Source organism: Arthrobacter sp. TJ-265 (assembly GCF_058269135.1).
In genome coordinates, this window is sequence record NZ_JBZCND010000001.1 from 15,271 (window position 1) to 33,598 (window position 18,328).

Here is an 18,328-nt window from a genome sequence, read left to right on the forward strand (position 1 = left end):
GGTAGGACGAGGTGCCTAGAGCACGTCCGAGAGGAACGACCTCAGGCGGGGCGTCTGGGCGTCGTCGAAGATCGCGGCCGGGGGGCCGGACTCCACCACGACGCCGCCGTCCATGAACGTCACGGTGTCCGAGACGTTACGCGAGAAGCCCATCTCGTGGGTGACCACGACCATGGTCATGCCCGCCGTCGCGAGGTCCGCCATGAGCGCCAGGACGCCCTTGACGAGCTCGGGGTCCAGGGCGGAGGTGGCCTCGTCGAAGAACATGACCTCGGGGTCCATGGCCAGCGCGCGGGCGATCGCGACACGCTGCTGCTGCCCGCCCGAGAGGTTGCCGGGGCGCACGTCGGCCTTGTGCTTCAGTCCCACGAGGTCCAGTTGCGCGAGGGCCTTGCTCCGCGCCTCGTCCGCAGACATCTTCCGGAGCTTGCGCAGGGCCAGCGAGACGTTGTCCAGCACGCTCTTGTGCGGGAACAGGTTGAACTGCTGGAATACCATGCCGATGCGCCGGCGCAGCTCGTCCGGGTTGTCCTTCAGGACAGACCGGCCGTCCAGCAGGATGTCTCCCTGATCAGGTTCGATCAGCCGGTTCAGGACGCGCAGGAGGGTGGACTTGCCGGACCCGGAGGGGCCGATGACCGACGCCGTCGTGCCCTGCTCCACGTGCAGGTCGATCCCCCGCAGCACGTGGTTGGAGCCGAAGGACAGGTGCAGGTTCCTGCCCGTCAGGGTCCCTGATTCTTGTGTCTTCACGCCTTCGCTCCTTCGCCGATCCTTGCGGCCAGTTCATCCGGTTCGGGCTTCTGCTTCCTGCCCACGCGCAGCCGGTTGTCGATGAAGTTGACCAGGTGCGTGAGCGGGATGGTCAGGCACAGGTAGAGCACGCCGGCAGCGATGAGCGGTGACAGGTTGCCGGTGTTGCTCGCGGCGTCGTTGCCCACCCGGAAGAGTTCGCGCTCACTGGCCACGAGGCCGATGAAGTAGATGAGCGAGGACTCCTTGATGAGCGAGATGAACTGGTTCACCAGGGCCGGCAGCACGCGCCGCACGCCCTGGGGGATCACGACGAGCTGCATCGACGAGCTGTAGCTGAAGCCGAGGGCACGCGACGCCTCCAGCTGTCCCTTCTCCACGCTCTGGATGCCGGAGCGGAAGATCTCACCGATGTAGGCCGAGGCGATCAGCGAGAGGGCGAGGATGCCCAGCGGGTACGGGCTCGTGCTGCCCGTGATCTCCCGGAGGATCGGGCCGAGCCCGAGGCCGATGAGCAGGATGATCACGACGGCGGGTAGCCCGCGGAAGATGTCCGTGTAGACGCGGGCGATCCACCGCAGCACGCGGTTGCGTGAGATCCCCATGACGGCGAGGATCATCCCGACGATCGTCCCGATGATCCCCGACGCCAGGGCGAGCATGATGGTGTTCGGCAGGCCGACGGTCAGGAGGTCCGGCAGGACAGCCGCCATCGCCTCCCAGTCGAAGAACGTCTTCCCGAGCTGTTCGAGGGCATCCATGCAGGGACCGCTACTTTACTTCCACGGCTTTGCTGCCGGGCTTCCAGTCGGAGGGCATCTCGCGGTCCGGGTACCACTCCTCGGTGAGCTCGGTCCACGTGCCGTCGGCGACGACGGCGTCGAGGCCCGCATTGAGGGCGTCGATGAGCGGCTGGTTGTCGCTGTTCACGGCGTACGCGGTGAAGTTCTCGGTGTTGATGATGGTCTCGGCGATCGTCGTGTCGTCGCCCTCCTTCACCTGACCGGTGGCCTGCTGCGACGGGGCCACCCAGGCGTCCACCTGCCCGTTCTTCACGTTCGCGTAGACGGTGTTGTAGTCGGGGAAGCGCACCGGCTCGAGACCGAGGGTGTTGGAGACGTAGTCGTCCTGGACGGTGCCCTGGACCACGCCGATGCGGGTGCTCTCCGAGAGCGAGTCGAAGCCTGTGACCGAGGAGCCGTTCTTCGTGACGACGGCCATGTAGCCGAAGTCGTAGCCGTTGGTGAAGCCCACGTTCTCGCGGCGCTCCGCGGTGGTGGAGATCGAGGAGGATCCGACGTCGAACTGCTTGTTCTGCACCTGGGCGAGGAGCGCGGAGAAGTCCGTGGACGCGAACTCGACCTCCAGGCCCAGCTTGTCGCCGATGGCGCGCAGCAGCTCGTTGTCGTAGCCGGTGAAGACGCCGTCCTCGAGGAAGATGTTCGGCGGGGCGTCCGAGAGCGTGCCGACGCGCAGCGTGCCGTCGGTGACGAGGCCGAGCTCGGCCGTGTCGATCTCGTCGATCGGCGTCGTGGTCTCGGTCGTGTACTGGTCGAGCGACTGCTGGTCGCTGCCGGCCAGGGCGTCCGTGGTCTCGGTGGGCTCGCTGCTGCCGCTGCCGCAGGAGACGGTCAAGGCGAGGAAGGGGACGGCGAATGCCGCCAGGACCTTGCGGGAGATGTTCATGATGTCCTTCGAGGTGCCGGCCCGGATGGAGGCGCGGGGAACGGGGATGGTGCGGGGGACGCCGGGTCACGGCGAGGAGGGGACAGGCTGCTGGGTGACACGCTCACTGTTCTGGGATGTGCGCGGGTGCGGGTGCCGTCACGGAGGAATGGTCCGGGACAGGCCGCACGACGCCGTACTTGCCAACCGGGGGACTTGTCCCGGCGGCCGAATCTTCACCTGGAGCACCCCACTACGGGAGAGGGTTGCTGTCCAGCCGGCCAGGGCCGAGGGCTGGAACTCTTGATTGCAGGCAAAACGCTAGGGCAGCACGAAGCACCGGGTCAAAACGAGAGGGCCGAAAACCGACGCTTGACGTAGCAGAAGGGCCTTCAGGGGCCGTTTTGTGGCGGAGATTACACGAAGCGGTCCACGAGGTCGGTGAGTTCGGCGGTCAGCGCGCTCGAGGTGCGGAGGTCCTGGCCGTCCAGCGAGAGCACCGGCGCGAGGAGCCGGATACTCGAGATCAGCCACACGGCGTCGGCCTCGAGCAGGTGGTGCGGTTCCAGCGGTCCGTAGCCGAGCTCCCACCCCTGGTCCTTCGCCGCGGCGAACAGCGCGCTCTGTGAGGTCCCAGCGAGGATCCCGCTCTCGAGCTGCGGCGTGAGGAGGGTCTTCCGGCCGTCGCGGTCGTAGGCGAGGAGGACGGTCGACGTCGGGCCTTCCAGCACCTTGCCGTCGGAGGAGGTGAAGATGACGTCGTCCGCCCCGTGCGCCTTCGCGTAGCGGACGGCGGCCATGTTGACGGCGTAGGAGAGGGTCTTCGCCCCCAGGAGCAGCCAGGGCGCGCGCTGGGCGACGGTGCTGTCGTACCCGCGCTCGAGGAAGAGGACCTTCAGGCCCGTCTCGCGCTGCCGGAGGGTGGCCTCGGGCACGCGGGAAACCTGCACCCAGGCCGTGGCCCGCCCGGCACCCTCGACGCCGCGCGTGGCGACCAGCTTCACGACGGCGTGTCCCTGGTCCGGTTCCGCTGCCGCGAACTCGCGCAGGCCGGTGCGGATCGCGCGGCTCCACGCCTCGGCGTCGGGCACGGTCAGATCCAGGGCGTCAGCCGACGCCGCGAGGCGCGCCAGGTGCGCCTGCTCCTTGCGGGGGGCTCCGTCGACGGCGAGCAGGGATTCGAAGAGGCCGTCCCCGCGGGTGGCGCCGAGGTCGGTGGCCATCAGCTGCGGCTGGGACGCGTCGGCCACCCTGCCGTCGTCATGGGCCGGGTCCAGGAACACGAGAACAGTCATGGGCCACAGCGTAGCCGCCGGAACCCCGCGGCCTCAGGTGAGTCTGACCTTCCGGGTGAAGAGTTTCTGCAGCAGGATGAAGACGAGGAGCAGGGCGCCGATCACGATGCGCGTCCACCAGGAGCTCAGCGTGCCCTCGTAGGAGATGAACGTCTGGACGATACCGAGCACGAGCACCCCCGTGAGGGAGCCGAGCACGTACCCGTAGCCTCCCGTCAGCAGCGTCCCGCCCACCACGACCGCCGCGATGGCGTCGAGTTCCAGCCCGGTGGCCGCCAGGCTGTAGCCCGAGAGGCTGTAGAACGAGAAGAGGATCCCGGCGATCGAGGAGCACAGTCCGCTGATCCCGTACACGAGGACCTTGGTGCGCGGGACGGCGAGGCCCATGAGCAGCGCCGAGGACTCTCCGCCACCGATCGCGTACACGGTCCGCCCGAACCGCGTCTGATGCAGCACGTAGAACGCGACGGCGACCACGACGAGGGCGATCACGACGCCGGGGGAGACGAACAGCGTCCCCACCAGCGGGATCCTCGCCTGCGCCATGGAGGTGAAGAAGGGGTCGGTCACGGTGATGGAATCGACGCTGATGACGTAGCAGAGGCCCCGCGCCAGGAACAGGCCCGCAAGGGTGACGATGAAGGGCTGGATCTCGAAGACCTGGATCACGAGTCCCATGAGCAGGCCGAAGGTGGCACCGGTCAGGAGGACGAGGGCGATGACCGCGGCGGGGTTCCAGCCGGCCTGCAGGAGGGCGGCGGCGATCATCATGGACAGCGCGACGACGGAGCCGACGGAGAGGTCGATGCCCCCGGTGAGGATCACGAACGTCATGCCGACGGCGAGGACGATCAGGAACGTGTTGTCGATCAGGAGGTTGAGGAAGACCTGCCCGGACAGGAACCCCGGGTACATGACGGCGCCGGCGGCGAACATGGCGAGGAAGAGGCCCATCGTCGCGAGGGTGGGGGCGTACCGCGCCTTGCCCCGCAGCCGGGTCATGCGGGGGCGGTCGAGCGGTGCCGGGGTGCGGGTGAGCACGGACATCAGGCGGCCACCTTCGGTCGGGACGGCTCGGTCACGGGCCGCCGTCGTCGGCTGAGGAGGGTGCGCGCCCTGCTGGACTGCAGGAGGCACACGATGATCACGACGAGCGCCTTGAAGACCAGGGTGGCTTCGGGTGGGACGCCGAGCGTGTAGACGGTGGTGGTGAGGGTCTGGATGATCAGCGCCCCGACGAGGGTGCCGACCAGGCTGTACCGGCCCCCGGCCAGCGAGGTGCCGCCGATGACGACGGCGAGGATGGCGTCCATCTCGATGTACAGGCCGGCGTTGTTGGCGTCCGCCGCCGTGACGTTGGAGCTGATCATGAGGCCGGCGACCGCCGCGCACAGCCCGCTGAAGACGTAGACGGTCCAGGTGATGGTCCGCGCGTCGAGCCCTGAAAGCCTGCTCGCCACCGGATTGATGCCCACCGACTCGATGAGCGTGCCGAGGGCCGTCCGGCGCGTCAGCAGGCCGGTGATCCCGAAGGCGGCTGCCGCGATGAGGATCGAGATGGGCAGGCCCAGGAAGTATCCGGCACCGATCGCCTGGTAGGAGTCGTTGGACACGGAGATGATCTGGCCGTCGGTGACCAGCTGGGCCAGTCCGCGGCCTGCGGTCATGAGCACGAGGGTGGCGATGATCGGCTGGATCCCGATGACCGAGACCAGGAAACCGTTCCACGCCCCGAGGGCGAGGCCCGCGACGACGGCGATCGCCACCCCGGTCGCGGCGGTCTGCAGGGAGGCCGGTTCGGGGGAGCTGTAGATGTACATGCAGGAGACGGCACCGGCGATGGCCGCGACCGCCCCCACCGACAGGTCGATGCCCCGCGAGGCGATGACGAGCGTCATGCCGAGGGCGATCAGGATGGTGGGTGCTCCGTTGCGGAGGATGTCGATCAGGCTGCCGTAGAGGTGGCCGTCCTGCACCCGGACCGAGAGGAAGTCCGCACGGAAGAGCTGATTCAGCAGGAGCAGGAGGACGAGGGCGAGGACGGGCCAGGTGAGGCGGTGCCTCAGCAGCGCACTCATGCGTTCGTTCCCGCGATGACCGTCATGACGTCTTCCATGGTGATGTTGTCGTTGGGTATGTCCGCGACCATCCGCCGGTCCTTGAGGACGGCGATCCGGTCGCTGATCCGCAGCACTTCCTCGAGCTCGGCCGAGATGAAGATGACGGACATGCCGTCCGCTGCGAGGCTGCTGATGAGTTTCTGGATCTGGGTCTTGGCGCCGATGTCGATGCCCCGGGTCGGTTCGTCCAGGATGAGCAGGCGCGGATCGGTGATGAGCCAGCGCGCCAGCAGCACTTTCTGCTGGTTGCCTCCGCTGAGATCCCGGATGAGCGTGTCCTTGCCGGACGGGCGGATGTCGAGGGCCTTGATGTACCGATCCGCCAGCTCGTCCTGGGTGGCACGCGGGACGCGCCGCCACCAGCCCTTGCCTGCCTGCAGCGCCAGGATCAGGTTGTCGCGGACGGACAGATCGCCGATCAGTCCCTCCTCCTTGCGGTTCTCGGAGGAGAACGCGATGCCCCGATCGATGGCGGACCGGGGGCTGCGCAGGGCGCGGCTCGTGCCGCGGATGGTCAGCTGTCCCTGATCGGCCCTGTCGGCACCGAAGAGCAGCCTCGCCGTCTCGGTGCGGCCGGACCCGAGCAGGCCGGCGAGGCCGAGGATCTCGCCGTCGTGGACGGTGAAGGTCACCTCCTGGACCGAGCCCTTCCTGCCCAGGCCCTCCGCCTGCAGGAACAGCGTCTGGTCCGTGCGGTCCGGCTGCCGTCGGCTCTCGGCCTCCTCGAGCTCGGCCAGGGCGTCCAGTTCCTTGCCGATCATCTTGGAGATCAGGCCCATGCGCGGCAGTTCGGCCGTCAGGTACTCGCCCACCAGCCTGCCGTTGCGGAGCACCGTCATGCGGTCCGAGACCTCGTACACCTGCTCGAGGAAGTGGGAGACGAAGAGGATGGCGACGCCCCGGTCCCGCAGCGTGCGGATGACCGAGAACAGCTGCTGCACCTCGTCGGCGTCGAGGCTGGAGGTGGGCTCGTCGAGGATGAGCACCCTTGCCTCGATCTGCATGGCACGCGCGATGGCCACGAGCTGCTGGATGGCGATGGAGTGCGAGGACAGGACGGAGCGAGGGTCGATGTGCCCCAGCTGCAGCTGGTCGAGGACCTCCTCCGCCTTCCGGCGGACCTCCCGCCAGTGGATGGCGCCGCGCCTGCGCGGTTCGCGGCCGAGCAGGATGTTCTCCTCGACGGAGAGGTTGGGGCAGAGGTTCACCTCCTGGTAGACCGTGCTGATCCCGGACGCCTGCGCCTCGGCCGGCGTGCCGAAGCTCGTCCGGGCCCCCAGCACGGTGATGGTGCCGTCGTCGATCGCGTAGACCCCCGTCAGGGCCTTGATGAGGGTGGACTTCCCGGCGCCGTTCTCGCCCAGGAGGGCGTGGACCTCCCCGGGGAACAGCCGGAAGTCGACGCCGTCGAGCGCTCTCACGCCCGGGAAGGCGATGGAGATGCCCTGCATGTCCACCACGGGAGCGGTCCCGCCCATGTCCTGCCTCCTGTGCTCCGGATGCGGCGGGCCGGGCCCGCCGCATCCCTCTCTCCTGGTGACGCGGCCGTCCTCGCGGGCGGCCGCGTCCGGTTCCTAGTACTCGCGGCTCGGGAGGGCTTCCTTGGCCTGCTCGGGCGTGAAGGTGGTCTCCTCGGTCACCACGCGGGCCGGGACCTCCTCGCCCGCGACCACCTTGGCAGCCAGGTCCATGAGCTGATCGCCGAGGAGCGGGTTGCACTCGACGATGAAGTTGATCTTCCCCTCCGCGAGAGCGGTCATGCCGTCCTTCACGGCGTCCACGGTGATGATCTTGATGTCCTTGCCGGGCACCTTCCCTGCGGCCTCGATGGCCTCGATGGCGCCCAGCCCCATGTCGTCGTTGTGGGCATAGACCACGTCGATGTCGGGGGTGTTCTTCAGGAACGCCTCCATCACCTGCTTGCCGCCGCTCCGGGTGAAGTCGCCGGTCTGCGACTGGACGATCTCGAGGTCGGGGTCGGCCGCGATGGCCGCCTCGAATCCTTCCTTCCGGTCGATGGCCGGAGCCGCCCCCGTGGTGCCCTGCAGTTCCACGATGTTCACCGGGCCCTCGGTCGAGGCCGAGTCCTCGACGAGCCATTCCCCGGCCTTCTTGCCCTCCTCGACGAAGTCCGAGCCGAGGAAGGTCCTGTACAGCGAGGTGTCGGTGGAGTCGACCGCCCGGTCGGTGAGGATCACGGGGATGTCCGCGTCCTTGGCTTCCTTCAGGACGGTGTCCCAGCCCGATTCGACCACCGGGGAGAAGGCGATGACGTCCACCTGCTGCTGGATGTAGGACCGGATCGCCTTGATCTGGTTCTCCTGCTTCTGCTGCGCGTCGGAGAACTTGAGGTCGACGCCCGCCGCTTCCGCGGCTTCCTGGACCGACTTGGTGTTGGCGGTACGCCAGCCGCTCTCGGCGCCGACCTGGGCGAAGCCCATGGTGATGGTGTCATCGGAACCGCCCTCTCCGCCGGCTTCGGACTGACCGCCGCAGGCGGTGAGGGCGAGGGTTGTAGCGGCGATGACCGCCACGAAGGATTTCCTGAACACTGCTGCCTCCTTGGAATCGGAACCACAGCAAGGGGTATCTGCACCGTCGTTGCTGCATGGGCGGGGAGCCCTGCGGCAATTGTGAACGGTAACAAAAGGCGGGTCAAGGGATCGGGACCACCATTCGTCGGCGATTCGACGCGGACGGGGCCGCTCCGGCAGCAAGAAGGCCGGGCCGCTCGATCGCGGCCCGGCCTCGGTAGGGGATCAGTTACTTCTGATCGCCGTCCTTCCCGTCGAGGGTCTCCCTGGCCTTGTCCTCGGCCTGGTCCACCTTTTCGGGATTGTCCTGTGCATAGTCTTCGGCCTTGTCGGCCATTCCACCACTGTCCGCCATAGAGTCCACTTTCAGCCGAACGGGTCCGCGGCCCGCCGTGGGCTGCCGCGGTCTGACCTGTTCATCGTCCGCCTCTCGGACGGGTCAGCGGTACCGGCAGGATCCGGTTGACATCCGCCCGGAAGAAGGGGGCGCCGGTGGCCTGTGGAGTGTGCCTGATCAGGTGCAGCGCTGTCAGGGGAGGGAGTCCGAGGAGGTGTCTCAGTGGTCGAGGAGTGCTGACGTGGTCAGTACCGTGGCGAACTCGTCGTGGAGGTTCGTCGCCGTCACGATCGAGAGTGTCTCGGCAGGGACAGGGTCTCCGTCCGGTGTCCTTCGATCGAAGGTGTGCGTTGCGTCGATGGCGAAGTAGGTTTGGTAACCGAGGTTGCCGGCCATGCGGGCCGTGGTCTCACAGCAGTGGTTGGTGGTGATCCCACAGATGACGACCTGCGCGATGTCCTCGGCCTGCAGCCACCCGTGCAGATCCGGGGTCCCGTAGAAGCTCGAGTTCACACTCTTGTGGACGAGGAGGTCGGGGGTCCCCGTGAGTATGTCCTTGAAGGCGTGACCGGGCCGGGAGGGGGACAGGGGCGAGTCCGGGTTGTCGGAGTCGTGCTGGACGAAGACCACGGGCCAGTCCTGGCGGCGCCAGTGCGTGACCAGCGCGGCGATGTTGTCCTCGCACGCGGGGTTGTCCCTCTCGCCCCAGAACGCGGAGTCATCGAAGCCCTGCTGGACGTCGATCACCAGGAGCGCGGGTCGATCCAGGTGGATGCGAGGTGTGCTCATCGATGGACAGTAGCACTCGGCACGTCCGAACGGGGGTGCACGGGATTCCCGGGCCCGCGCGACGGGTACGCAGCAGCACGGCCGATCAAGCGCCTGGCCGACGATGCTGCCGTTCGACGTCGTTCAGCTGGGAGGCGAGATCGGCGCGAATCACCGCATCGAGCGTCGAGGCTTCGACCGCCGTCCGGACGCGCGCCTGATGTCCGCTGAGGGCCGACGTATGTGTCGGCAGCGTTCCGGCCTGGGATGCGCTGATCGTGATCTCGGACAGCATGGCGATGCTCCGACCCGCTGTTCGAGGGTCCGTGAAGGCGTAGGTGATGAGTTGGTCCATGACGAGATCGAGGAGCTGGGCGAAGGAGGGAAGTGTGAGGTTCAGTCGGGCCCGATCGTTCGAGTCGTAGAGCGTGACGGGCCCGGTGGTCCGCTTGGTGAGGGAGCACAGGATCGCGGAGATGTGGCTGAGTGCATGGACGGCGGTCGTGGGGTCGTTGACGCCGGGCGAGAGAGCCTTGTCGGTGACATCGAGGAGTTGTTGCAGGCCGAACGACGGGTCCTGCGTGGAGGTGCGCTCGAAGTCGGTTCTCAGCGACCGGGACACCGTCTCGGTCAGCTCCGCCAGTCGGTCGCCGTCGAGTGGAACCGCCTGCGCATCCCATACCCGGGCGACCGGTACTCCGGCGACGAGGGAGGCTCCGGGTGCCACGTCGACGGACACGAAGGCGTCGAGTCGCACTGCAGCCGACAGGAGGGCGCTGGTGTCGATGCGGGTGAGGAAACCCGAGGACGGCGCGCGGACCGCATCCGGCCGGCCTTCCGGCGTCCGGACGCTCGGCCTTCGTGAGTCGTGCTCCGGAAAAACCCGTTCGAGGGTCTTGTCGGTCTCACGATGCACATCACGCAACATGGTCTCGACGCGGATCTGCCGTGCCAGGTAGGCCAGGAAGAGGACGAGGCCGACGACGCTGCTGATGGTCAGCGCGAAGGCCGTGGTCACGGCGATCTCGGGGACGAACGCCGGCCCGGCACTGGTTTCCACCCGGATACTGCGCAGCACCGTGAGAGCGAAGACGAACGTCGCAAGGAACAGGGCGAGTGTGTTGTGGACGAAACGGTCCCGTGTGAAGGTGCGCAGGAGGCGCGGGGAGAACTGGCTGCTCGCGAGCTGCAACGTGACGACCGTCAGTGAGAAGGTCAGCGACGTGACGGTGATGGTGGAACTGGCGATCGTCTCCAGCAGTGACCGCGCCGCTTCGGGCCCCCCGCCGAACAGGATCCCGGACACCACCGGCGGCATGCTGTCGTCTAACTGCCGATCGAGGTACGGAAGAGCCTGTCCGAGGACGAGCGCGATGATGACGGCGATCAGGGGAACGGGCCACAGCTGGACACGCAGGGACTCACGCACGGACTCTTTGCTCGTATCCATGCCGCTCATTCTGGCCTACCCGCACCCTGAGCCGATGGCACGTCGGTGGCCGGCTGCCCACTTGATCCTTGCCGACACGGGCAGCTACTCCCTGGGTGAACCCGGATCCAGGGTCGTTGCGATTCCGCAACGGTCCGGCGGACGACAGCCCCGCTGCTTGATCACGTAAAGACAGCCTGCTTACGATTGCTCGGAGCGCAACACGCACCCGCGGCTCCTGAGACCGGGCAAGAGACGTCGATCCCCATCCACGACGGATTCATCGGAAGAGATACGCATCCTTCCTCCACTCTCCTGCGGGTCATCCACTGCATGCCAGGAACGCCTGGCCACATCCAAAGGAGCTCTCATGCACCGCATCCAGCACGGTCGTCGCCAGTCCCTGGCCCGGGGTTCAGCCGCCCTGACAGTGATCGCCGTATTGGCGGTGACCGGCTGCAGCACTCCCGAGGAAACCAGGGACGCGATCGCCACCGGCGAGGACGGGCAGGTCGGGGTCGTGAAACTGCGCAGCATGCTCGTCGTCTCTGCAGAAGAAGGGATGCCCGGCCGCCTCCTGGGGACGCTCGACAACGAGTCCTCCGCCGCCGTCGAGGTCACGGTCAGCGACGCGGACGATCAGGTGGAGGTAACCGTGCCGGCGAACGGTCAGTACCCGCTGGACACCAATGAAGAGATCCTCAGCACCGTCGAGGAGCCCCCCGGCGCGCTGACGGAGATCACCCTGACGACGCCGTCGGAATCCGTCACACTCGACGTGCCGGTGCTCGACGGCACCCTCGACCAGTACGAACCGTATCTCCCTGATTGAGCACCGGACCCGCGGTCGACTCTCCGGCACCGCAGATCCAGGGCCGCTTACTGGTAGGTCACCAGCCACGGCTTCGGGTCGACGAGCGAGTAGGTCTGCTCGGGCGTCAGCATGGGCTGGTCCTCGTCGTGGAAGTTCTTCCACGACGGCCACGTCCCTGCGGGAGAGACGCCCTGCAGCGCGGACCAGGTGTCGAGTTTCTGCCCGGGTGTCCCGTGGCCGTCGGCGTGCAGCGTCACCGCCAGTTCGCTGCGTGAGACGTCGAGATCCGCACGGTCGCTGATCATGTCGATCCGGAACTGGTGGACCATCACGAGCTTCTGGGGCAGGGCCCGGTCCCGTGTGAGGTCCGCGAGCCAGGCAGTGGTGGCATTGATCTCGGCGGCGCTGACGCTGCCGATCTGCTGGAGTGGCCGCTCGCCGGGCAGGAGCCGCCATTCGGGGTCCAGGGCGAGACCGACGGTCGGGCGGGCGAGGAGTTCCTCGTACAGCCTGGCCTGGGACAGGAAGTCGGATCGTCCGGATTGCAGGTCGAGGACGACGTACACGCCCTGTTCCTCGGCGGCATCGACCCAGGGCCGAAGGACGTCGATCGGGGTCTCGCTCGAGTAGTCGCCGTCGGTACCGGGTTCCGCGCTGGCGATCGTGGCAATGAGGTCGAGGGCGGGGACGACTGGCTCGTCACTGAACGGCTGGTACCGGGCAGCAAGACCCTTGACCCGGGCGATCGTCTCGTCGATGCCCTGTTCCCCCAGCGCCCCGAGGGACGGTCCGCTGGGGTGCCCGTACAGGGCCACCATACGGCGGCCGGGGAAGACGGTCTGGCCACCTCCCGGCAACTGAGGGGCTGTTGCCGCCACCTGGACCCGCTGCGCGAAGACCTCCTGCGCGCCGAAAGCGGCGCCGACCGCAAGTACTGCACCGTCGGCGCGGGACCGCACGGCGTCCACGGCCGTGCTGGTGGACCGTGGGTCCGCGTCCGCGACCAGTTCGACGTCGATTCCGGCAGCCCGGGCTGTCGCAAGAGGCGCCGGCGCCGAGGACGGGGTCGCCAGGACCAGCGCATCGATCGGCTCACCGGCGGGCGTGAAGGGTGGGACCCGCGCTGCAGTGGCGGTGTCCGCCAGCACCGAGTCGGTGGAGGTCGTGGACGCGGGACCGGGTGTCGCCGCCGGTCCGGGGTCCGATGGGGTCGGCGTTGCTGCCGGGGCGGGTTCCAGCGTGAGCAGGCGTGCGTCGTCCGCACTCAGCCTTCCGATCGAGGCGGCGACGTCGCTTTCCGGTACGGCCTCGGGTGTGGTCGATACATCGAGGACGCCATCGAAGTCGGCCGCCTCGGTGGGGCCGACGACGAGGGCCCGCTGTCCGATCAGGGCGGCCCAGTCCGCTGCCGGGTCACCGTACCCGATGACCGTCTCGACCCCGAGCCTGGTGAGCTCGGCGTCGACCGTCACACCGTCGGACCCGCCCGGCCCGACGACCAGCAGGGGGACCTGCAGACCTACAGCAGCACTCGAAGCCACGGTCAGGTCGGCGTCGGTGAGATCGAGTCCCGTCTCCGACTGACGGGTGAACACCACGGCTGCAGGGCTGGTGTCGAACAGCATGCCGCTCATCGCGACGGACGACTGCGCTTCAGTGCCGGCCAAGACACGGCGCACGCCGGCTTGGGGGTCTGCAAGGAGCACCGAGGGGAGGGTCTCCGGCGCCGACTCGGCAGCAGTCGGCGCCGGAGGCCCTCCCGGGGTGCAGCCGGCAGCCGCAAGGAGGACCGCGATCGCCAGGGGGACAATGCTGGGTGCAGTACGGCGGAAGATCTGAGTCTGCTTTCGTCAGGGGCTGCCACGACTCTATCCCCTCCCCTTCCGCTCCGGGGAGCAGCCGGCGCAGCGTATCTCGAGCAGATGGCGCCGGTCAGGGAAGCCAGTGGTGCACGACCTCCTGTTCCTCGTGGGGTGGAGGGCCGTCACGGTCCGACCCCGGCGCCGCGCAGGGCTGCAGGGTGCCCGTCGTCGGCCGGGAACCCGGAGCCCAGGGCGGACAGCACGCCGCGCGCCTTCGTCCGCACCTCGGCCCACTCCTCGGCCGGGTCCGAGTCGGCCGTGATCGCCCCGCCGACGCCCAGCGTGAGACGTGTCGCGTCGCCGTCCTCCGCCAGCACGAGGGTGCGGATCACGACGGCGAGGTCCGTGGCGCCGGTCAGGCTGAAGTACCCGGCGACACCCGAGTAGGGGCCGCGCGGACCCTGCTCCAGGCGGTCGAGGATGGCCATGGTGCTGATCTTCGGCGCGCCCGTCATCGAGCCGGCAGGGAAGGCGGACCCGATCACCCCGGCGCGTGCGCTACCCGGCCGCAGCCGGGCGTCGATGCTGCTCACCATCTGGTGCACGGTGGCATAGGACTCGATGTCGCACAGCCGGCTGACGGTGACCGAGCCCGGGACCGCGTGGTGTGAGAGGTCGTTGCGGAGCAGGTCCACGATCATGATGTTCTCCGCCCGGTCCTTCTCCGAGGTCCGGAGGTCCTCGAGCAGGCCGGCGTCCTCCGTCGGATCCGCCGATCGACCGCGCGTGCCCTTGATCGGTTCCGCCTGCATGAAGCCGTCCTGTGTGAGCTTCAGGAAGCGTTCGGGCGAGGTGCTGGCGACGGCGAAGCCCGGGAAGCGGAGGTAGTGCGCGAAGGGCGCCGGACTCGCGGCCCGCAGGCGGAGATACGTCGCCAGCGGATCGAGGCGTTCCACGCGGGCCGAGAGCGACGTCGTCAGGCACACCTCGTACGTGTTGCCGTCGGCGATCTCGGCCTGCGCACGCCGGGTCTTCGCGAGGTACTCCTCGCGGGAGTCCCGGGCAGCGAACCGGGGTGCCGGGGGCGGCGGTGACGGCGGGACGGGGGACGGCGCCGCGACGGCGTGGCGGGCCTCCGTCAGCCAGGACTCCCGGTCCGGGTCGCGCCGCCCGTCCGTGAGCGTGAGCAGGAACACGGCCGCCTCGGCGTGGTCCACGACGACGGCGCGGCCCGCGAAGATCAGGGCGGCGTCCGGGAGGGCATCGGCCGGGGTGGGTACGGAGGCGCCGCCCGTCTCCCGCTTGAGCTCGTAGCCGAGGTAGCCCAGCCACCCCAGGCCGAACCCGCAGGCGAAGCCCTCCGGGGGGCGGACCGCCCGGCGTCCCCAGACGTCGTCGAGCCAGCGGAAGAAGGGTTCGCGGATGCGCGTGGTGACCGGGCCCGCCGTGATCTCCGTGATGCCGTCCCGGTGCAGGGCCTGCTGCCCGAAGGCGCCGGACGCGTCCGCCAGGATGCTGAAGCGGTTGCGCCCCTCCGGCCGGGCCGTCGTGGTCCCGGTGTCGGAGCTGTCCAGCCAGACCGCGGCGGGGGACGCGCCGTACAGGGTGGAGAACAGCGCCGCGGTGTCCGGCGTCGCGTCGATGCGCTCGCAGTCCAGCCGGAGCCCGCGCCGGCCCGCGCGCTCCGGCGCGAGCAGGATCGCGCACGCCGGCAGTCCCGTGAGTGCGAGGCGGACGGCCTGCGGTGACGGGACCCCGCGGTGGCCCTGCACGACGACGTCGGCGGCGGCGCAGGGATCGTCGCCCGCCAGCCAGGCGTCCTCCTGGTCCGCCCAGCGCTGCCAGAAGGGCGCGTAGGCCTCGCCGTCGCGTTCGATCGCGGTCCGGTGCCGGATCCCGGCGTCCGCCTCGATCCAGATCACCGCGTCGAGGTGGGGCCGCGCCGCAGCAGCCGCGGCGCCCACCCCTTCCAGGAGCACGATCTCGGCCGGCGCCGTGGTCCGTTCGGCGCCGTCCTGCCCGCGGTCCCAGTCCCAGGCGTTCCAGTGTGCGGGCCGCCCGTCCCGCAGGGGGAGGAGGACGCGCTCCACGTAGGCGCCGATGCCGTCGTCGAGCCCGTCCCAGCCCGGGTAGATGTCCTCGAGGTGGAAGAGGCTGACGCTGTGGTGCTCCCGGAGGAGGGCGGCGAGCTCGACGGCGAGGGTGGTCTTGCCCGCCCCGGACCGCCCGTCGACGGCGATGAGCAGGGGCGCGTCGGAGGGCACGGGTCAGGCCACGGCGAGCAGGGCGCCGACGCCGACGAAGAGCGAGCCGAAGGTGCGGTTGAGGACCACCTGCCCGCGGTCGTCCTGCGTGAAGCGCCGGAACGAGCGGGCGGCGCCGGCGTAGAAGAACCACATGACGAGCACGTCGATGACGACGACGGTCGCGGCCAGGACGGCGTACTGGCCGAGCAGCGGGCGGTCCGGGCGGATGAACTGGGGGATCAGGGCGAGGAAGAACACGATGGCCTTCGGGTTGAGCAGGTTGACCCAGAGGCCGCGGCGGACCATGGAGAGCGCGCCCTCGGTGCCCTGCCGGGCCCGGGCCTCGTCGTGCTCGGGCTTCTGCAGGAACTTCCGCACGCCCAGGTACACGAGGTACGCGGCGCCGGTGTACCGGATCACGTCGAACGCCAGCGGCGAGTTGGTCACGAGCAGTCCCACGCCCGCCGCCGCGACACCGATGTGTACGAGGAGGGCCGCCTGCTGGCCGAGGATCCCCCAGATGGAGCGGCGGAAACCGACGGTCAGCGCGTTGCTCATGGTGTTCACGGCACCCGCCCCGGGCACGAAGCTGATCAGGGTCCCGGCGCCGAGCAGCGCCAGCCAGAGGGAGGGGTTCACCCGTTCATGGTAAGCATTGCCGGTCGGGGCGCGGGAACGTCAGGCGTCGAGTTCGTGGCGCACGAACCGGACGACGCCCTCCACCGCGCCGTGGACCATCCGCCAGGTGGCTTCGAAGTCGCTGGCGTCGCCGTACCAGGGGTCGTAGATCCCGAGATCCTCGAGGTCGGCGTCCGTCGTCGTCGGATCGAACTCGCGCAGGAGGTGGATCCTGTCCCGTGCGTCACCGTCCGGGGCGTCCCGGCGCAGCTCCCGGTAGTGGTCGAGGTCCAGGGCGAGGATGAGGTCCCGCTCCCGGTACCAGACGGCCTCGAAGCGTCGGGCACGGTGCAGGTGGCTCTCGATGCCGAGTTCCGCCAGCTTCGCGGCCGCCCGCTCGTCGATGGGCTTCCCGGCCTCCCAGTCGGTGGTCCCCGCGGAATCGACGGCGACGTACTGCTGCAGTCCCGCCTGCCTGAAGGCGTGCGCGAGCATGAGCTCCGCCATGGGCGAGCGGCAGATGTTGCCCGTGCAGACGGTGACGATGCGGTACATCCCGCCAGCCTATCGGCGCACCGGCTCAGGCGCGGGCGAGAATCTCGACGCTCGGCATGAGGAACACGGCGTCCTCGGCACGCCCCCACCTGCGCCAGCCCTCGGCCAGGCGCTGCAGGGTCTGCCGGTCGGCGAGTCCCCGCTGGATGGTCTGCTCGGCGAAGGCGGAGTGCTCCACGCGCTCGGCCCAGGACTCCGCATGCGCGCGCCTGTCCGCGGCGGTGGCGTACACCCAGTTCGACGACGACACCTCGACGTCCGCGAAGCCGGCCGCGGCCGCCCACCCCGGCAACCGCCGGCCTGCGTCGGGCTCGCCGCCGTTCCCGCGGGCCAGCTCCCCGTACAGCTCCCGCCACTCGTCGAGCTCGCCGACCGCCGGGTACCAGGTCATCGCGCCGAAGTCCGCCTCGCGGGCGGCCACGATGCCCCCCGGCCGCACGACGCGCCGCATCTCCCGGAGCGCAGCCACCGGGTCCGCGAGGTGCTGCAGCACCTGGTGCGCGTGCACGACGTCGAACGATTCGTCGGGGACGTCGAGGTCGTACACGTTGCCCTCGCGGAACTCCACGTTGGCCACGTCCGCGTGGGTGGCGGACGCCTGCGCGACGACGTCGGCCGACCGGTCGATGCCGGTCACCCATCCGGGGGCCACGAGATCCGCGAACCCCGCGGTGATGCTGCCCGGTCCGCACCCGATGTCCAGCAGGTCCATGCCGGCCTCGAGGAAGGGCTCGAGGTAGGCGGCCGACGACGTCACCGTGCGCATCGCATGTGCAGCCGTCACGCTCGGGTGGTGTCCGTGGGAATAGACCTCGTTGTTCATGCCTGGAAGGCTAACCGGCGGACCGGTCCGCAGCCAGTCCGACGCCGTCCCGCGCGTCGTCCTTCGCGGCGACCGTGGCGTCGGTGATCTTCTGCATCATGTCGCGCAGCAGTGACAGCTGCTCGTCCGTGTACTGGTCGAAGACGCCGTTGATGTGGCGGGCGAGCGGGGCGAACAGCATCGCGCCGGTGCTGAGGGCCTTCTCGGTCAGCTGGAGGTGGACCTGCCGCCGGTCGACCTCACTGCGTCGCCGTGTGACGTGGCCGGCGGAATCGAGGCGGTCGACCAGGGCCGTGGTGGCCGGCGAGCTCAGGTTCAGCTCCTCGCGCAGCAGGCCGGGGGTGACGGTGAGGCCGGCCCGGGCAGCGCCCATCATGATGCTCAGGGCATGGAGATCGGTGCGGTACAGGCTGTCGCGCTCACTGGCGGCCTCCACGTAGCGCTCGGTCTCGATGGTGAACTGCCGCATGAGTGCCATGAGCTCGTCCCTCGTGGCCATGGATCCTCGCCTCCTGTCCCTTCCAGCTTAGGCCCGTTCCCAACTATCTCCATCATAGATATACTTTGCT

At 69.0% G+C, this 18,328-nt stretch carries 17 protein-coding genes and 1 riboswitch; of the genes, 1 reads left to right on the forward strand and 16 read right to left on the reverse strand.

Going from position 1 to position 18,328, the window contains the following annotated elements; translation table 11 throughout:
* Positions 1-15: 15 nt before the first annotated feature.
* The 10 genes from AC4D2E_RS00090 to AC4D2E_RS00135 all read right to left on the reverse strand — a co-directional run bounded on the left by AC4D2E_RS00090 (position 16) and on the right by AC4D2E_RS00135 (position 10,922).
* Entirely contained in the window at positions 16-753 is a 738-nt protein-coding gene (locus AC4D2E_RS00090) for an amino acid ABC transporter ATP-binding protein (RefSeq protein ID WP_104167944.1), read from the reverse strand.
* Positions 750-1,514, reverse strand: a complete 765-nt coding sequence (locus AC4D2E_RS00095) for an amino acid ABC transporter permease (RefSeq protein WP_104167945.1) — start codon at positions 1,512-1,514, stop codon at positions 750-752. The genes AC4D2E_RS00090 and AC4D2E_RS00095 overlap by 4 nt, the downstream gene beginning before the upstream one ends.
* Positions 1,515-1,524: 10 nt before the next feature.
* On the reverse strand, positions 1,525-2,439 hold the full coding sequence (locus AC4D2E_RS00100; protein ID WP_490910155.1) for an ABC transporter substrate-binding protein: 915 nt from the start codon (positions 2,437-2,439) through the stop codon (positions 1,525-1,527).
* A gap of 170 nt (positions 2,440-2,609) precedes the next feature.
* Positions 2,610-2,727: riboswitch (SAM riboswitch) on the reverse strand.
* Between the two features lie 107 nt (positions 2,728-2,834).
* Positions 2,835-3,713, reverse strand: coding sequence for an aminodeoxychorismate lyase (locus tag AC4D2E_RS00105; RefSeq protein WP_490910154.1), 879 nt, complete (start codon positions 3,711-3,713; stop codon positions 2,835-2,837).
* 33 nt (positions 3,714-3,746) lie between these two features.
* Positions 3,747-4,760: a galactofuranose ABC transporter, permease protein YjfF gene (gene yjfF / locus AC4D2E_RS00110; RefSeq protein WP_104167948.1), complete on the reverse strand. Its 1,014-nt coding sequence runs from the start codon at positions 4,758-4,760 to the stop codon at positions 3,747-3,749.
* Positions 4,760-5,791 (reverse strand): ABC transporter permease, encoded by a 1,032-nt coding sequence (locus AC4D2E_RS00115; protein WP_104167949.1) that lies wholly within the window; start codon positions 5,789-5,791, stop codon positions 4,760-4,762. Before AC4D2E_RS00115 ends, yjfF begins: the two co-directional genes overlap by 1 nt.
* Positions 5,788-7,311, reverse strand: a complete 1,524-nt coding sequence (locus AC4D2E_RS00120; RefSeq protein ID WP_219815715.1) for a sugar ABC transporter ATP-binding protein — start codon at positions 7,309-7,311, stop codon at positions 5,788-5,790. The genes AC4D2E_RS00115 and AC4D2E_RS00120 overlap by 4 nt, the downstream gene beginning before the upstream one ends.
* A gap of 96 nt (positions 7,312-7,407) precedes the next feature.
* Positions 7,408-8,385, reverse strand: coding sequence for an ABC transporter substrate-binding protein (locus tag AC4D2E_RS00125; protein WP_104167950.1), 978 nt, complete (start codon positions 8,383-8,385; stop codon positions 7,408-7,410).
* Positions 8,386-8,923: 538 nt separating this feature from the next.
* Positions 8,924-9,493: a cysteine hydrolase family protein gene (locus AC4D2E_RS00130; RefSeq protein WP_490951313.1), complete on the reverse strand. Its 570-nt coding sequence runs from the start codon at positions 9,491-9,493 to the stop codon at positions 8,924-8,926.
* An 85-nt stretch (positions 9,494-9,578) separates the two neighbouring features.
* On the reverse strand, positions 9,579-10,922 hold the full coding sequence (locus AC4D2E_RS00135; RefSeq protein ID WP_490951314.1) for a DUF2254 domain-containing protein: 1,344 nt from the start codon (positions 10,920-10,922) through the stop codon (positions 9,579-9,581).
* Positions 10,923-11,271: 349 nt separating this feature from the next.
* On the opposite strand from AC4D2E_RS00135, the gene AC4D2E_RS00140 reads away from it, so the two are divergent.
* Complete coding sequence (locus AC4D2E_RS00140; RefSeq protein ID WP_490910149.1) at positions 11,272-11,733, forward strand: hypothetical protein; 462 nt, start codon at positions 11,272-11,274, stop codon at positions 11,731-11,733.
* Between the two features lie 47 nt (positions 11,734-11,780).
* On the opposite strand, the gene AC4D2E_RS00145 is transcribed toward AC4D2E_RS00140, so the two are convergent.
* The 6 genes from AC4D2E_RS00145 to AC4D2E_RS00170 all read right to left on the reverse strand — a co-directional run bounded on the left by AC4D2E_RS00145 (position 11,781) and on the right by AC4D2E_RS00170 (position 18,258).
* Positions 11,781-13,421 (reverse strand): hypothetical protein, encoded by a 1,641-nt coding sequence (locus AC4D2E_RS00145; protein WP_490951315.1) that lies wholly within the window; start codon positions 13,419-13,421, stop codon positions 11,781-11,783.
* A gap of 278 nt (positions 13,422-13,699) precedes the next feature.
* Positions 13,700-15,781 (reverse strand): aminodeoxychorismate synthase component I, encoded by a 2,082-nt coding sequence (pabB, locus tag AC4D2E_RS00150; protein ID WP_490951316.1) that lies wholly within the window; start codon positions 15,779-15,781, stop codon positions 13,700-13,702.
* Positions 15,782-15,784: 3 nt separating this feature from the next.
* Positions 15,785-16,402, reverse strand: a complete 618-nt coding sequence (locus AC4D2E_RS00155; RefSeq protein WP_104167956.1) for a LysE family transporter — start codon at positions 16,400-16,402, stop codon at positions 15,785-15,787.
* A gap of 39 nt (positions 16,403-16,441) precedes the next feature.
* Positions 16,442-16,936 carry a low molecular weight protein-tyrosine-phosphatase gene (locus AC4D2E_RS00160; RefSeq protein WP_104167957.1) on the reverse strand — a complete coding sequence of 165 codons (495 nt, stop codon included), beginning with the start codon at positions 16,934-16,936 and terminating at the stop codon, positions 16,442-16,444.
* A 25-nt stretch (positions 16,937-16,961) separates the two neighbouring features.
* The gene (locus AC4D2E_RS00165; protein ID WP_490951317.1) at positions 16,962-17,759 is read right to left on the reverse strand and encodes a methyltransferase domain-containing protein; all 798 of its coding nucleotides are present in this window, start codon (positions 17,757-17,759) and stop codon (positions 16,962-16,964) included.
* Between the two features lie 10 nt (positions 17,760-17,769).
* On the reverse strand, positions 17,770-18,258 hold the full coding sequence (locus AC4D2E_RS00170; RefSeq protein WP_104167959.1) for a MarR family winged helix-turn-helix transcriptional regulator: 489 nt from the start codon (positions 18,256-18,258) through the stop codon (positions 17,770-17,772).
* Positions 18,259-18,328: the final 70 nt, after the last annotated feature.

Bases quoted from the DNA above. Each gene is read 5' to 3' on its own strand.
- AC4D2E_RS00095 (WP_104167945.1), bottom strand. From the start codon at position 1,514: ATGGATGCCCTCGAACAGCTCGGGAAGACGTTCTTCGACTGGGAGGCG.
- AC4D2E_RS00100 (WP_490910155.1), bottom strand. From the start codon at position 2,439: ATGAACATCTCCCGCAAGGTCCTGGCGGCATTCGCCGTCCCCTTCCTC.
- AC4D2E_RS00105 (WP_490910154.1), bottom strand. From the start codon at position 3,713: ATGACTGTTCTCGTGTTCCTGGACCCGGCCCATGACGACGGCAGGGTG.
- yjfF (WP_104167948.1), bottom strand. From the start codon at position 4,760: ATGTCCGTGCTCACCCGCACCCCGGCACCGCTCGACCGCCCCCGCATG.
- AC4D2E_RS00115 (WP_104167949.1), bottom strand. From the start codon at position 5,791: ATGAGTGCGCTGCTGAGGCACCGCCTCACCTGGCCCGTCCTCGCCCTC.
- AC4D2E_RS00120 (WP_219815715.1), bottom strand. From the start codon at position 7,311: ATGGGCGGGACCGCTCCCGTGGTGGACATGCAGGGCATCTCCATCGCC.
- AC4D2E_RS00130 (WP_490951313.1), bottom strand. From the start codon at position 9,493: ATGAGCACACCTCGCATCCACCTGGATCGACCCGCGCTCCTGGTGATC.
- AC4D2E_RS00135 (WP_490951314.1), bottom strand. From the start codon at position 10,922: ATGGATACGAGCAAAGAGTCCGTGCGTGAGTCCCTGCGTGTCCAGCTG.
- AC4D2E_RS00140 (WP_490910149.1), top strand. From the start codon at position 11,272: ATGCACCGCATCCAGCACGGTCGTCGCCAGTCCCTGGCCCGGGGTTCA.
- AC4D2E_RS00160 (WP_104167957.1), bottom strand. From the start codon at position 16,936: ATGTACCGCATCGTCACCGTCTGCACGGGCAACATCTGCCGCTCGCCC.
- AC4D2E_RS00165 (WP_490951317.1), bottom strand. From the start codon at position 17,759: ATGAACAACGAGGTCTATTCCCACGGACACCACCCGAGCGTGACGGCT.
- AC4D2E_RS00170 (WP_104167959.1), bottom strand. From the start codon at position 18,258: ATGGCCACGAGGGACGAGCTCATGGCACTCATGCGGCAGTTCACCATC.